The 14,208-nt window shown below is 68.7% G+C and carries 14 protein-coding genes; 8 read left to right on the top strand and 6 right to left on the bottom strand.

Going from position 1 to position 14,208, the window contains the following annotated elements; all coding sequences use genetic code 11:
* Window positions 1–98 precede the first annotated feature (98 nt).
* Genes IM697_RS23915 through IM697_RS23905 form a run of 3 tightly spaced genes read left to right on the top strand, consistent with a single transcriptional unit; the run spans window position 99 to window position 3,545 of the window.
* Window positions 99–1,691 carry a Mu transposase C-terminal domain-containing protein gene (locus IM697_RS23915; RefSeq protein ID WP_194049839.1) on the top strand — a complete coding sequence of 531 codons (1,593 nt, stop codon included), beginning with the start codon at window positions 99–101 and terminating at the stop codon, window positions 1,689–1,691.
* The gene (locus tag IM697_RS23910; RefSeq protein WP_194038111.1) at window positions 1,688–2,431 is read left to right on the top strand and encodes an AAA family ATPase; all 744 of its coding nucleotides are present in this window, start codon (window positions 1,688–1,690) and stop codon (window positions 2,429–2,431) included. The genes IM697_RS23915 and IM697_RS23910 overlap by 4 nt, the downstream gene beginning before the upstream one ends.
* 13 nt (window positions 2,432–2,444) lie before the next feature.
* Window positions 2,445–3,545, top strand: coding sequence for a hypothetical protein (locus tag IM697_RS23905; protein WP_228044134.1), 1,101 nt, complete (start codon window positions 2,445–2,447; stop codon window positions 3,543–3,545).
* 18 nt (window positions 3,546–3,563) lie between these two features.
* Here IM697_RS23905 and tpg (IM697_RS45970) read toward each other — a convergent pair whose 3' ends face one another.
* Entirely contained in the window at window positions 3,564–4,118 is a 555-nt protein-coding gene (gene tpg / locus IM697_RS45970; RefSeq protein WP_194038108.1) for a telomere-protecting terminal protein Tpg, read from the bottom strand.
* A 275-nt stretch (window positions 4,119–4,393) separates the two neighbouring features.
* On the opposite strand from tpg (IM697_RS45970), the gene tap reads away from it, so the two are divergent.
* The 5 genes from tap to IM697_RS23875 all read left to right on the top strand — a co-directional run bounded on the left by tap (window position 4,394) and on the right by IM697_RS23875 (window position 9,674).
* Entirely contained in the window at window positions 4,394–6,616 is a 2,223-nt protein-coding gene (gene tap, locus IM697_RS23895; RefSeq protein WP_194038106.1) for a telomere-associated protein Tap, read from the top strand.
* 10 nt (window positions 6,617–6,626) lie between these two features.
* A complete protein-coding gene (gene tpg / locus IM697_RS23890) occupies window positions 6,627–7,184 on the top strand; it encodes a telomere-protecting terminal protein Tpg (protein WP_194038104.1) in 558 nt (185 codons plus the stop codon).
* 426 nt (window positions 7,185–7,610) lie between these two features.
* Window positions 7,611–8,216, top strand: coding sequence for a hypothetical protein (locus IM697_RS23885; protein WP_194038102.1), 606 nt, complete (start codon window positions 7,611–7,613; stop codon window positions 8,214–8,216).
* 179 nt (window positions 8,217–8,395) lie between these two features.
* Window positions 8,396–9,232 (top strand): hypothetical protein, encoded by an 837-nt coding sequence (locus IM697_RS23880; RefSeq protein WP_194038100.1) that lies wholly within the window; start codon window positions 8,396–8,398, stop codon window positions 9,230–9,232.
* Window positions 9,233–9,287: 55 nt separating this feature from the next.
* A complete protein-coding gene (locus tag IM697_RS23875) occupies window positions 9,288–9,674 on the top strand; it encodes a hypothetical protein (RefSeq protein WP_194038098.1) in 387 nt (128 codons plus the stop codon).
* 88 nt (window positions 9,675–9,762) lie between these two features.
* Here IM697_RS23875 and IM697_RS23870 read toward each other — a convergent pair whose 3' ends face one another.
* The 5 genes from IM697_RS23870 to IM697_RS23850 all read right to left on the bottom strand — a co-directional run bounded on the left by IM697_RS23870 (window position 9,763) and on the right by IM697_RS23850 (window position 14,089).
* On the bottom strand, window positions 9,763–10,650 hold the full coding sequence (locus IM697_RS23870) for a hypothetical protein (RefSeq protein ID WP_194038096.1): 888 nt from the start codon (window positions 10,648–10,650) through the stop codon (window positions 9,763–9,765).
* Between the two features lie 404 nt (window positions 10,651–11,054).
* Window positions 11,055–11,255 carry a hypothetical protein gene (locus IM697_RS23865; RefSeq protein ID WP_194038093.1) on the bottom strand — a complete coding sequence of 67 codons (201 nt, stop codon included), beginning with the start codon at window positions 11,253–11,255 and terminating at the stop codon, window positions 11,055–11,057.
* Between the two features lie 1,064 nt (window positions 11,256–12,319).
* The gene (locus IM697_RS23860; protein ID WP_194038091.1) at window positions 12,320–12,610 is read right to left on the bottom strand and encodes a hypothetical protein; all 291 of its coding nucleotides are present in this window, start codon (window positions 12,608–12,610) and stop codon (window positions 12,320–12,322) included.
* Between the two features lie 496 nt (window positions 12,611–13,106).
* Window positions 13,107–13,265, bottom strand: coding sequence for a hypothetical protein (locus tag IM697_RS23855; RefSeq protein WP_194038089.1), 159 nt, complete (start codon window positions 13,263–13,265; stop codon window positions 13,107–13,109).
* Window positions 13,262–14,089 (bottom strand): RNA polymerase sigma factor, encoded by an 828-nt coding sequence (locus IM697_RS23850; protein ID WP_194038087.1) that lies wholly within the window; start codon window positions 14,087–14,089, stop codon window positions 13,262–13,264. Before IM697_RS23850 ends, IM697_RS23855 begins: the two co-directional genes overlap by 4 nt.
* Window positions 14,090–14,208: the final 119 nt, after the last annotated feature.

The raw sequence follows: 14,208 nt of genomic DNA, 5'->3' as shown, positions 1-14,208 counted from the left end.
GGGCCTCCGGTCCGGGAGAGGCTGGCGACCACGAGGACGGTCCGCACGCGCGGGGAGGTCTGCCGTCGTCCTCCCTGTCGGCGCTGCGCGGCCCTGCCGTGCGCCGGCTGCTCGCCCTGCGGCAGGACCAGAAACTGACGACCCGGCATGTACGGCTGATGGCTCAGTCGTTGGAAGTGACCGAGCGCACGGTGTGGCGGTGGCTTGCCGCTGCCGAGCGGGATGAGTCCGCGGCCGCGGAGCCCGGGGCGCGGGCCCAGAGTAAAGACCGCTTCTCCGTCACCCCGGAAGTGCGCCGCCTGCTGGCCTTGTGGAAGGGCAACGTCGCGGCGGTCCATCGTGAGCTGATCGCTCGCGCGGCCAAGGGCGAGGGGGAGCCGCCTCCGTCGATTCCGACGCTGCACCGGGCGATCCGGCGTGATCTGACGCCGGGGGAGCGGGCGGGGCTCGCGGGTGGGGAGCGGGCGGCGCGCAAGCATGATGTGTTCCTGGCCCGGCCGCGGGGCTGGCGCAATCAGGTGTGGGAGACGGACCACATGCAGGCGCCGGTGCTGGTCGATGTCGATGGCAAGGCTCGCAGGCCGTGGATCACCTGGTTCACCGACTGCGCGACGAACGCGATCACCGGCGTTGCGGTTACGCCGGGAGACCCATCGCGGGAGTCGGTGCTGGCCGCGCTGCGCTGCGCGGTCCTGCATGAGGAGCCGTACGGTCCGTTCGGTGGTCTGCCCGAGAAGGTGCGTGTCGACCGTGGCAAGGACTTCCTGTCCCGAACGGTGACGGCCGCGTTCGATCTGTTGGACGTGACGGTGGAGGACCTGCCCGCCTACACCCCTCACCTCAAGGGCACGGTGGAGGGACTGAACCGGGCGGTGGAGGGCATGTTTCTGGCCGCGCTGCCTGGCTATGCTCGTCAGCCGCGCCCCGGTAAGCGTGCCTCCCGTCCGAAGGACGAAGTGCTGCTCGGCTTCGAGGACTTCACCGCCCGGCTGCTGGATTGGACGCTGTGGTGGAACACCGAGCACCGCCCCGCGCCGTTGCGGGGCAGGACTCCGCTTGAGGCGTGGCAGGAGGATCCCACGCCGCTGCGGGAGGTGCCGGCCACGGATCTGTGGACGTTCACCCTGGAGGACGCCGGCACCCGCACGCTGACCACTCGCGGCATCCGTTTCAGGAGACGCGACTATGTGGGGCCGTGGATGACCGGGCAGGCCGGGATCCAGGTCCGGGTCCGTTTCATGCCCCATCACGACCACCGGATCGAGGTCTACCACGCGGTCACCGGCCGCTACCTGGGTCCTGCGGACCTGGCCGACCAGGCCACCGACGAACAGATCAGCGCCGTACGAAGAGCACGGGCGGCCCGTTCCCGCCGTCTGAAGAAGGACCTGGAGGCTTCCCAGCGCGAGCGCTACGCCGCCGTGGACCAGCCGGAGGCGCCCCGGCGGCTCGGCGCGCTGACCACCGCGCAGGCCGAGGCCGAACTCGCCCAGACCGCTGGCACCGACCTCGCGCAGCTCGCGCTGCCGGACCTCATCCCGCCCGCCGCGCCCCCGGCCGACTGGCGCACCCCTCCCTCCCTCGCCACCCGGACCACGCCTGGCCGGATTTCTCCCGTCCCGTCCGAACCTGCCTCCGACCTCCCGCCCGAACCCACTGCACAGACCGCTGAAGACGGAGACGCCTCGTGATCGCGGCCACCTACCAGTACGTCGACCTGCCCGATGCGTCCGTGGTCACCACCCGTGCCCTGCTCGCCGCCCGGGAGAACATCTCCGACACCGTCGCCGCCCGCGCCATGATGTGCATCCACGGCGGCGCTGGCTTCGGCAAGACGCTCGCCGTCAACATCTGCCTGCGGGGACTCGAACCGCACGAGGACGTCCGAAAGATCACCTTCCGTGCCCGTCCCACCGCCCGTGCGGTGCGCTACGAACTGTTCACCGCGCTCGACCTGGCCGGTGAACCACCGCGCCATCCCAGCGAATTCGACCGCCTGCTGAAAACTGCCCTGGCCGAACGCCCCCGCACCTTCCTCGTGGACGAGGCCCAGTGGCTCAACGGGGAGGCATTCGAGTACTTCCGCTATCTGTGGGACGAACCCTCAACCCAGCTCGCGATCATCTTCGTCGGCGGGGAGGGCTGCCACACCGTGCTGCGCCGTGAACCGATGCTGTCCTCCCGCATTTTCATCTGGCAGCATTTCACTCGCCTTACCCCCAGCGAGGTCCTCGAGGCCATTCCCTTGTTTCATCCGGTCTGGGCCGACGCCGACCCCGACGACATCACGTTCGCCGACCAGCACGCCGCGCACGGCAATTTCCGCGCCTGGGCCCAGTTGGCCGCCCACACCCGCACCGCCCTGGCCCGCACCGGCCGCCCCCGGGTGGATCAGGAGCTGCTGCGCTGGGCCTTCAGCCGCCTCGCCTGACCATCACGTCGCCATGCCGCCAGCCGTGCCACCGTCCGTCGCCGTGGTCCTCGACCCGGGCGACGACGCGGTCCACACGCACACCGCCCTGGCCGCCCACCATCCGCCGTCCGGCCGGATCACCCTGCACCCCGGCCCGGGCACCACCAGCGAAGCCGGCCTCGCCCACGACCTTCTGGCCGCCCTGGGTAAACCGCCCCTGCTCCCGGGCCGTTTCCCCGCCGGCCGTCAGCCCGCCTGGGAAGCCGCCACCGCCTGGATCACCGCCCTGCCCGTGAACCGGCTGACCGTCCTGCGCGCACACCGCCTCACCGCCCGCCGCATGATGCGTCTCCTGGAACTGCGCGCCCTGACCGGCATCCACCTGACCCTGGTGTGCCACCGTCCTCACCTGCCCGCCGCCCTGCACCAGGCCCTGGAGACGGCCGACTACGCCATTACCGCCGACTTCCAGGCCGCCTGCCGCCACTACTACGGCACGACCGCTCCCGTACCCCAGCCTGCGGAGGAGCCCGCCCGGCCGGCCAACCGGTGGCTCACCCTGCCCGCACTGGACCGCCTGGTCTCCTACGACAGCCCCGCTCCCTGTACTGCCTCGTGTACGCCGCCGCCGATCGTCTTCCGGCACCGCCCGCCACCGACACCCCTCACCGGACAGACGGCCCGGGAAGCCGCTCGGCGCTTGGCCGCCGTGACCGCTCATCCCCGGTTGGCCGCTGCCCTCGCCGCCGCGCTCTTCACCGGTGCCTCCTTCCAGCAGCTCGCCACCGCCCGCCCTGGCGATTACGACGACGCCGCGGCCACCCTGGCCCTGCATGACCGCGGTCGTTATACCGATGGCTGTGCTACCTACCGGGTGCCGCCGTGGGCGCGCGTTTTCCTGAAGGCCGCCGTGTGCTTCGCCCGGCTCGCGCCCGGCCAGGACCAGCATCTGCTGGCCGGCCCCCACGACCGCACCCACCTGCTGCGCGTGGCCGAGGGCGCCAGGCTCCGCCCGCCCCAGCCGCCCGCCGACCAGCGCACCGGTCGTATCCAGTGGGACTGGCGCGAACGCAAGGAAGCACAGCACTACGACGTGATGCTGGCACGGCACCAGATCCCGCCCTCGCGCTGAACCCGAACCTGGTGCATGTCAGTCGATGGAGAACTCGGCGAACTCCACGTCGGTGAAGGCGATTCCGAGGCCGTGGGCACGCCGGCCTCCGTCCCGGAAGTAGGCATGCCCCAGCGCTCGGGCGAGGATCACCATCTGCTGCTGCTCGCCTCCGCCGGCGTCCCGGGCGGCGAACAACTCGCGGGCCACTTCTCCTGACAGGTACTGGGTGATCAGACGTACTCGCGGATCGTCCGACGAGCCTGCCGGAGCGGCGAATCCGAACCGCGCCCTGGTGTGGAGGACAAAGCCGTCGGCCTCGGCCCGGGCCCGCAGGCGGGCGCGCACCAGGGGCTGCCACCGTGCCCTGACGGCCTCATCGATCGACCCCGCATGCACAGCACTGGGACGGCGGCGCATTCCCGGCCGGGTAGTGACCCACCTTTGTACCGTGCGCTGGGAAATCCCCAGGAGGACGGCCACGTTCTTCGTGGAGCCCTTCTCCGCCTTGAGTAGGAAACGCACAGCGGCGTCACGTCTGGGCACGGGGCGGGTCAGCAACGCTCGTTCGAGCCCTTTGACGATCTCACCCATGCCCGCCCCTGAGCGTTCTGCCACCGCGATGGCTGGTGCACGGCGGCCGTCTGCTCTCCCAGATCTCTCACACCAAGCCGCTTCACCCGGCCAGTTCAGGCATAGCCAGGACACCCCGGCCGCCCCTCGGCTAAAGGACGTGAAGCAACCCAAGCTCCCCGGGGGCGTCCCTGCGGGGACAACCGTGAACTCCCCACATGTGTTTACGGCATCCGTACGCGTTTGGTACGCGAAACGTGCGCTTCACGCTAGGGTTGAGAGACAGGAGGTGCTGCATGTCCGAGCTGTTCGACGCGGTCGACGCGCTCATCGCGTCCCGCTCTCCGTTGCCGCCCCCGGCGGAACGCAAACGGCTGCGCCAGGCGCACGGCCTGACGCTGGACGAGGTGGCCGCCGCATTGCAGGTGCGCCGGGCGACGGTCAGCGGCTGGGAGGCCGGCAAGACCGAGCCGCGGCCCCCGGAACGCGACGCATACGCCCGCATGCTCAAGCAACTCGCCCAGCTCTACCCCGCCAACGCTCCGGTGCCCCCCGGGGACACGGCTATCCCCGAGACGCCTGCCGTTCCGGCCGCTCCTGCGTCATCGGCAGTTGAACCGGCCCGAGCCCGCACCGCACTCACTGGCCCGGCTGCGGAGCCTGCGAACACTGCACGCTGCTCCGTCGGCCCTGCAGTACCGCGTCCGGCGGCCACGACCCGGCCGACGTCGCGCCGTCCGGCCGCGCGGAAGGCTGCCCCCGCAGGCACGACGGAGACCGGCACCGATTCGCGTTTCGAGAACGGCCCGCTTGCGGTCGTCGACGTCGACGCAGATGGTCAGGTGCTGGCGTACTGCGTCGGCGGCCTGGTCCTGGACGTACCGGCGAAGTCGATCCCGGCCCTGGTGGAGTGGACGCTTGTCGAAGGGCGGCTCGGTCAGCCGAAGTTGTCCGGGCCGGGCAAGGACGCCGACCCGCTGATCGTGCTGACCGAGGCCGCGTGCGAGCACTACGGTCTGCCCATCACGCTCACCAAGGAGGAGCGCCTGGCCGGGCGGCTGCCGGAGGGCCACAAGGTCATCAAGCAGCTGACGCGCGCCAGTTGGCAGCTGACGAAACGCGGGTTCGGGCCGTGGGCGAGGATCTACCGCCCCGCGCAGGCCTCGGAGCGATCCTGCGTGCAGTTGTGCATCCCGTCGTGGGACGCACTCGACAGCCGCCACTGGGCCGATGCCGCCCAGCTTCCGTCGGCCGAACTCGCGCGGCTCCTGGGCACTTATGCGGCCCGGGTGATGACGCCGCGCGGTTCCACCGCCGTGACCGGCCTGGAGCTGATGACCGCCCTGCATCCGCCGACCCGTGCCTCCGAACCGGATGCGACGGGCAGGCGGCACTCCGAGCACAATCCCGGTTCGCTGGGCAAGGATCCGGTGGACTGCGCGCCGTGCGAGGCCCCCGACGGGCACCCGCTCCTCGCCGACCTGCCGCGCTTCCACCAGCGCACCCCGGCTGAGGTACTGATGGAGGAGGCGTACGACTGGGCGCGCCCGCTCACCGACGCCGAATGCCTGCGCCGGCACCTGGTGGGCATCGACGTGAACATGGCCTTCGCGGCCGGCGCGAACGGCCTTAACGTCGGCCTGGGCGCGCCGACGCACGTCAAGAGCCCCGTCTTCGACGCGAAACTGCCCGGCTCCTGGCTGGTCGACCTCTCCCACGTCGACCTGTCCCGCGTAAAGGTCGCCAAGGGCAAGTGGGCGGACCTGGACGGCGAGCTGCTGCCGAGCCCGTTCACGCCGAAGGGTGAGGGGCCCGAGGGGCCGGCGTGGTATGCGACGCCGACGGTGGCGTATGCGGTGGAGCTCGGCTACGACGTGCGCCCGATCGAGGCGTACGTCCGGTACGAGAACGGCCGTTACCTGGACGCCTGGTACAACCGGCTGCGCGATGCCTACCTCGCCACGATGGCCGACCTCGGGGTGGGCGCGGACCTGCCTCCGGAGGAGTTCTTGAAGGCGATGGACGGCTACCGGCAGAGTGACCCTCAGCTGGCGGTCGTGGTGTCCGCGATCAAGGCGACTGTGAAGGGCGGTATCGGCAAGCTGCGCGAGCGCCCGCGCGGGGAGGGCTGGAAGCCCGGGCAGCCGTGGCGGGCCCTTGCCCGGCCCACTTGGCGCCCGGACATCCGCGCCGCGGTCATCTCCCGGACCCGGATCAACATGCATCGCAAGATCGTGAAGCATGCCGCTTTCACCGGGCAGTACCCGGTGGCCGTCCTCTCGGACTGCGCCGTCTACGCGTCCGACGGGCCGTCGCCGCTGGACTTCCTGCCCTACCGGGACGGCAAGCCGCTGCCCGGCGGCTTCAAGCTCGGAGTGAACCCGGGGCTGGTGAAGTGGGAGGGCACCCAGAGCGTGCTGTGGGGCGAGGGTGTGCGCGAGCAGTTCAACGCCCCGGAGCTCAACCTCGCCCGGTACATCAAGGACGGCACCGTCACCGACCAGGACACGGGGGAGTAGGTAGAGCGCGATGAGCCTGTTCGGCAACGGCCTGGACGCCGCGGTGCAGAAGGCGTTCACCCGCCCGGCGCCCAAGAATGCGGGCGCGCAGATGCGTTACCTGGTCAAGCAGCTCAAGGGCACCAGGGCGGTCGCCCGGATGTTGCGCATCTCCCAGCGCACCGTCGAACGCTACGTCAAAGACCAGATCAAGAAGCCCCGCCCGGACCTCGCAGCCCGCCTGGAGAACGAGGTGAAGAAGCGGTGGCAGCCGCAGATCCGCGCCAAGGCACGGCAGAAGGCGGCGACCACCGGCGGCATCGTCATCGACACCCGCGCCCGGATCGGCTACACCGCGCCGATCGGCACGACGGACGAGAACCGGCTCCGGCACCTGACGGTCGCACTGCCGCCCCGCTACGCCGCCCGCCTCTTCGACGCCCAGGAACAGGGAGCCAGCGACCAGCAGCTCCGGCAGATCGCCGCCGAGGCACTCAAGGAGGTGTACTTCCAGGACGGCGGCCGCCGCGCCGGCCAGCTGGAGGAGGTTCGCTTTACCGACATTGAGCACCTTGAGTTCGACCTGTAGATCGGCGCCGGGCCGTCGCGGCCACCCCGTACAATCGCGCCACTCGGTGGGCTTGATCTGTCCCAGGGTGCGCATGTGGAGGCCGTGATCGGTACCCGCAGACGTCCGGCGGCCTGGCTCTCGCTGTACTCGGTGCGTCGTGTCATGGGGGATCTTCCCCTCTCGTGGTCCGCCCGGAGCGGGCGGACATTACCGCGAGAAGACACCTGAAAAGCTGTCAAGAGTCTTCATGGCAATGCAAGTTGGACTCTTTCACGCGGATCCGCGCCCTCGTGCGCGAGGGAAAAAATCCACCCGCCCGGGCCGATCCCGCAGAACCTGTCGCGCTGTCACCTCACCCGTCCTACCGTCAGGAACTCCTGACGCGACATGGCTTGTCAGGATATCCTGACGCCGGTATCTGGCGTGCTGTCTGGAGGGACGGGCATGAGCTTCGATCACCCCCACAACAGGGGCAAGGTCTTCCATGATGCGGATCTGGTCGCGATCGTCGACGGCGGTGTCGAGCCGCCCAAGGCGACGTTCGAGGACAAGGTGCGGCTCGGGTGGGGCTGGCTGCTCGCAGACGGCTGCGACGGCCGCCCACGCGCCACCGCCGTCAAGGTCGTCTGCGGCTGCGGGTGGGAGGGACGCGCACGGCCGGTGACGCAGGAGAACTTCGACGACCCCGACAAGACGAGCGAGGCCCCCTACAGCGAGTGGGCGCATCACGCCGAAGTCGAGCTGGCCCAAGAGCTCCCGGACGAGGTCGACAAGGCACTCCGTACGCTGGAGTGGCATCTGAACGACCTGACTGGCACCAGCTACGAGATGAGCCAGAAGCGCAGGAACGGCGAGACCGAGCTCGGTGAGGTCCGCCCCCTGGCCGTCCTCAACGCGGTCAGGCTGCTGCGCCGCATCGCGGACGACTCCGAGGCAGACGCCGTGCGGCAGGCCCGAGCCGAATTCTCGTGGGAGGAGATCGGCCGCGCCCTGGGTGTCACGAAGCAGTCCGCCCACGAGCGGCTGCGGCACCTGGACCAACAGGCTTGACCCACCCGGTGCACGAGACCCCAAGCTCAGAATGAGCCTGGGGTCTCGTCCTGCCCGCGCGCCGGAGCTGTCGACACGGCCCGCTGTGCAGAGCACGCCGTCGTGGGCCGCGAAAACCGCTGCCGTTGCGGTGGTTGGCCTGCGAACATCGGGCAAGGGGCTCGATTAGGCGAGGAACGATGGCTGACTTCCAGTTCGGCATGAACGACTACAGCGTCGGCGTGCAGGCGCAGCAGACCGTGACCTTCACCCCGGGCTGGGACGTGCACCGTCTCGCCCTGACCTTCGAGGTGACCGGCCGCGGCAACTACACCGTGGACGCGCCCTTCCTCGCCGCAGGCGACCTCTGGGTGCACGAGATGCCCAACCCCGCGAGCTACATCGGCGCCCTGCACGCCCCGAAGGGACCCGTCGCGCTGAAGTCGTTCAAGACGGAGCTCGTGCTGGAGACGGCCGTGACGGACCGGCAGCTGCGCGGCCTGGAGAAGCTGCGCGCGGGTGCCGACCTGGTCCTGCGCGCCAACCTTGCCCTGACCGCCCTCGCTGAACCGAAGCACTGGCCCGTCGCTCAGGATCAGGAAGTCATCCGTATTCCGCACGCGACGTGGAGCAATGCCCTCACCCAGCTCGATGCCGGCGCTTTCGTCGACGTCCTCATCCCGATCACCACCGTGGAAGCCCGGGCCACCGGGGCACGACGAATCCGGGAGGCGAAGACCGCGATCCGCGACGGACGGTACGAGTACGCCGTTGCCCTCGCCCGAGCAGCCCTCGATCCCGTACGCGAGGCCTGCGACACCCACATGGTCAACATGGAGGCGTTGAAGAAGAAGCCGGCGGAACGGGATCAGGAGGAGCGCTGGGCGGTTTTCATCCAGAGCGCCTTCAACCTCTTCAGCGGCGCTCCGCACGATGACGCGGGCACCACCGAGAACTTCACCTGGACCCGAGCCGACGCGATCGCGGCCGTCACCGCCGCCGCAGGCCTGCTCGCCCGGCTGGAAGACCTGCCGTAGCGCGCCAGCGGCCGCTCGCTTCGCGCGGTGCCCGCGAGGGCAGCAGGATGGTGGCATGACACCGGACGAAGAGCGTCGCGCCTTCATTGCCCAGTTCTCGATCACCAGCCACCTCGGTGACCGGCTGACGGCGGCCAAGCGCAACGCCGAGCTGGCGGTCGGCACGCCGGATGCCGACCAGCGCCAGACGGAGTGGCAGCAGGCCAGCGGCAGGCTGACCCGGTGGCTCCAGGAGCAGCAACTGGACGAAGACACGGTGGACGAGGTGTCCGCCGCGTTCCTCCAGGCGATGGAGGACGGCTACACGCTGGTTACACACACCGGCGAGAGCGGAGAGGCCGACTCGTACCTCACCCTCCGGCAGCGAGCTGCTGTGACCCGTGAGTGGCTGCGCGACCAGGGCTACGGCGTCCCCAGCTATCCCAAGGAGCCGGGGCTCTGAGCAAGGTCGGACTCCCGGTGTTGGCGGCACTGGCTTGCCCGCCCCTGCTGCTTGGTGCCTATAGGCGATGTCCTCATGCGCGGGGCATTCAGCTACCGAGTCGGCACCGATGTCCCAGCTCATTGGTGTAAATGAAGCCGCAGCGCTGGCACTCTTGCAGCCCATCGACCACGTCTGCGCAACGGAAGCAGAAGTCGATAGGTGTCTCTGGAGCTGCAGCAGTCCGCGCCCCTCGCACCAGGCTGCTCATCTTGCAGACGGGACACCGGTTCGGGGCGTCACCGTCGTACGAGGCGTCAGGTGCGGCGCGGTCGAGAACGCGGACGGCGTAGCCCAGCGCCAGGCCCAGAGCGCCATAGCCTTCGACACAGAGGTGGCAGTACATGGGGGAGAGGCCGGCGTCCGACTGGCACCATTCGGGCACACCTTTGATCATTGTCGGAGTAAGGGCGAACTCCCGGCACTGCGGGCACTGGAGGGTACGCGCTCTGACGGGGCCCAGCACCGGAGCGAGGTCCTTCATACGCTCTGCTACATAGCCCTGGATCGCACGGACTCCTCCGCGGATCCGCTCCATGTCGATCTCCGCGTGGTGCCGTTCCTCTTCATCCGTGATGCGCTCCAGAATGTGCTCACTGACGAAACTGATGAGGAAGTTCAGCACTTGGGCAGTGGTGCTTTCCACTTTGCCAGCTTTGGCGTTCTCGCCAACCAAGCCATAGTGCTGCAGAGCGTTGCGGCGTTTGGCCAGGTCGGAGAGGGCATCCTTTTCACGTTGGCTGAACTTGATACCCGCCATGTTGGTGAGCCGCTTACGCGTCTCGTCAGGAGAACAACTGGTCAGTGTTCCGTTCTCAAGCGCTTCTCGCGTAGCGTCCCCAGGGTTGGCGAACACCAGGCTCCAGTGCACCATCTGCAGACGCGCCTTCAGAAGCACTTCGGCGCCCGCAGCCAGGTGCAGCACGGCGTACTTCATGGCTCTTGCACTCGGTTCGCTTCCACCCTCTAGGTGCTCTGCCACGCTGACCAAGTAGTCCAGACCGTTCTGGACGGGTGGAAAGTGCACATCACCCGCGAGCTCTGCCTAGCGCACCTGGTAGTAGGAACCATTATGTTCGACCAAGCGCTGATCCACTGACTGCGGTATCTCCTCAAGTTCATGACTCGACGCAGCATCGAGAGATTGCTCATGCATGGGGGTCCTTCAGGGCGAGTGAATCTTGGCGGAGGATCTTCTCACGCACAGGGGCCCGCCGTGCCTCCTGGGAGTTCCCAGGGCTGTCGCCACATCAGGGGCGGCTGGTCTTGCTTGCGCGCGACGCCGGGCGGGACTAACCGCCCGACCGGCGTCGGCCACGCTCCGTTTCTCCCTGCCCGCGGTCAGCGCGACTGGATCCAGAGGCCGCCGTACGCGACGACGGCGCCGCCGAACGCCGTTGCGGCCCCACGGAGCAGATGCAGGCCGGCCTCGTTGCGGAGCCGACGGGCGCGCCTGGCCCACCGGGTCGCCGATGACTCGCCATCCGGCGTCGGGAGGGGTTCCGGGTCCGGGCTGTTGCCCTTACGCTCGGGCTTGGACATGAGCTTCTCCTTCGCTGGGGGATGTTCGGTCTTCTGCAGACGGCTCCCTGCGCACCAGGGGGCCGTCGCCGTTTCCGGTGACAGCCGCGCCGTGTCCACTCCTTGAGACGCATCCCGAATCCCGGGGGTGAACTGCGACAACAAAAGCACCTTGAAATGGCCTCTGACCAGCAAAAACAGCGGGTTGTTCAAACGTGTTTCTGCGGGCTGTAGATGGTCTAAGGCCAGCTGATGTGGGTTCAGGTGAGGCCAAGATCGGTCTGAGTGAGCCCATATGGGATCACATGGGCTCTTGTGTGGCGTGATGCCGGGTGAGACTGAGCTTTCCTGTGTCTAACTGGGTTTGTTCGTGGCAGAGTTGTCGGATGCCGCGAATGCTTCGAATGCCCGGTAAAGATGTGCTGCCGCCCGGTCCCAAGCGTGACCTCGTCGCCGAGCTCTATGTGCACTACCGGCTGGCAGCGCGTCCTCCGCTTCCGAAGATCGCGGCGCTCACCGGCACCGAGTCCAACCCTCACAAGGTGAGTAGGGAAACCATTCGGCGCCTGCTTACCGGGACAACGACCAGCCAATGGGGGGTCGTCGATGCCCTCTTGCTTGCTCTGTGCCAGCTGCAAGATCGGGATCCCGACGGCCGCCGCTGGCCGGAGCCGGACGATAACCGCTGGGACGAGAACGATCCGACGACTTGCCGCGAACATCTGCGGCGACTGTGGAACGACGACATTGACGGCCTCGAGCCGGATGAAGCACCGGCAACTCCACCCGCCGCGTCGGCGCCGGTGCCCCCAGCCCGGCAGGCTTCCGGCGGGTGGGGTAGTTCTTCATCGCCCCCGGCAGACGACCCATGGGCTACCGGCTCCCCCGCCAAGACCCCCGCCCAACCAGGTGGCTACAGCGACGAACCTCCCTTCTGAGAAGGACTCTCCCACTGCCAAGGTCGCGCCCCTCCATGTGGAGATGTCCTTGGCCGGGCGTCCCAAGAGCCGCGGACAACCACAGCGGAGTGGCGTGTCGCCGTCGTGCCCGGAACCCGGCCGACCGGGTTCCGGGCACGACGGCAGTTACATGCCGAGCATGCGATGTATGGCATCGGCCGGGTCCACGCCCAGCGCGTAGGCGACGGCGATCACGCCCAGGACGAGCGCGGTGACGGCGCCGGCCTTGTTGGCGAAGCCCTTGACGAACTCCTCGCCGGACAGCTTCACCAGCTTCCAGGCGATGGCCCGGATGCGGGCGGCGATGATGCGTGGACGCCGGGCGAGGCGGCGCGACCGGTTCGGGCGTGCGGGTACGGCGGCCTGGTGGCCGGGGGAGGGCTGAACGGGCAGCGCGGGATCGATGTCCCGGTTCATGGTGGGGCTCCTCTGGGCGGGGAGAGCAGGGAACGCGGACACCTGCGTGGTGTCGTCCGCGGGGGTGTGCGCCGCGCGGTCGGCGGCCCTGCGGCTCTCTGCCTGAGAGCGTCCCTGTGGAGCCTCGGCTCTGGCCCAGGGTGGCGTGTCCAGCGTATCGGCGGTGTGGGAATTCGTTCCCTCGGGCATTTGGTGAGTGCTCATCAGCAGCACCTCTCAGTAGTGGTGTTGTCGGGGCGGGTGGCTGTGGCCTGCGACTGCTGCTTGCGTCGCGGGCTCATGAACGCCGGTGTCCTCGTCCCTTGGGCACCGGGCGGGGCCACGGACAGGGCCCAGGGGAGAAGAAGCTCGGGAGACGCCGTGGAGGCCCCGACCAGTCGGTCGGGGCCTCCACGGCGTACATGGGTAATGGGGCGCAGGAGCGCGTTTGTGACGTGCGACGTAGACGGTTATCGGATGGCTGTGACGAGTACTCCGAGCACCGCGATGCCGATGGTCAGGGTCCCGGCGCAGACGATGGCCCCGCGGACGAGGTCGTCGGGGAGGGGGAGCCGGCCCACCGGGCGACTCCGAGGCCGATCACACCCACCAAGGCGGCCGCCATGCCGAGCACGGCCAGCGTGAGGTACAGGAACAGGAGGTCGTGCATGCTCATACGGCACTCCGCTGCTGCTCGCGGACGCCGTTGATGTGCAACTGCGCAGGGATCCAGATCTTCCGCTCGCTGGCGGCCTGATAGAGGACCTTCTTGAAGCGGTACCGGCGGGTGCGGACGGCGCCGGGCGTCGACTTGAGCCGGTCGGCGATCTCCCCGTCCGCGTACCCCTCGCATGTCAGACGTACGACGGCCCGGGTCTCGGCTGGCTGGGCGTCCAGCAGCTCCATGAAGGCCCCAGAAAACAGGATCGTCTCGGGCTCACCGTGGTGGGGCAGAGCCGTCAGCAGACGGAAGAACGCCTCCGGGTCGAGCAGGGCGGCCTCCACCTGCGCGATGCGCTCCCGCTCCTTGACCCAGCGCAGGTAAACACGGCGGAAGTCCCACATGCACCTGCCGATGAAGTAGCTCATCAGGCAGCAGGCGCCCTTAGGACCCCTGAAGTTGGGATTCCAGCCGCCGTTGAGGAGAGCCCTCGTGCGGAACGTCTTCCGCGCGTGCATCAGGACGTCGACGATGATGTCGTCCCGCTCGGCGTCGCTGCTGTGCAGGAGCTGCCGGTTCTCGCTGCTCACGAAGAAGGGGATGTTCAGCGTCTCGTACCTCTGCACGGAGAGCGTGATGAACGTGCCGGAGCGGAGCATGCCACGCAGGATCGGCATGCTGTCCCGGAGCAGACGGTCCTCGAACACCCGGTATTCCAGGCCCTCGAAGCCGCCCAGAGCAAGATCCGCGACGAGCGCGGCATCGCGCTGGATCCGCAGCGTGCGCGGGTCAGCAAGGAAGCCGTCCACGGCCTCCGCGATCACATCTGTGTCAGACATAAAATCCACCCCGGTTTGCGATGTCCCCTCGACTGGCCCGATCACTAGCCGCGCGCGAGATAGACATCTGGCTGGTTGTACGCGCTCGGTCGCTCTTATGCAGGGCGGGCTTGAGAACG

This window comes from Streptomyces ferrugineus, from assembly GCF_015160855.1.
Lineage (GTDB): Bacteria > Actinomycetota > Actinomycetes > Streptomycetales > Streptomycetaceae > Streptomyces > Streptomyces ferrugineus.
Note: the sequence above shows the minus strand (reverse complement) of the source record. Positions and strands in the feature narration are given on the sequence as shown.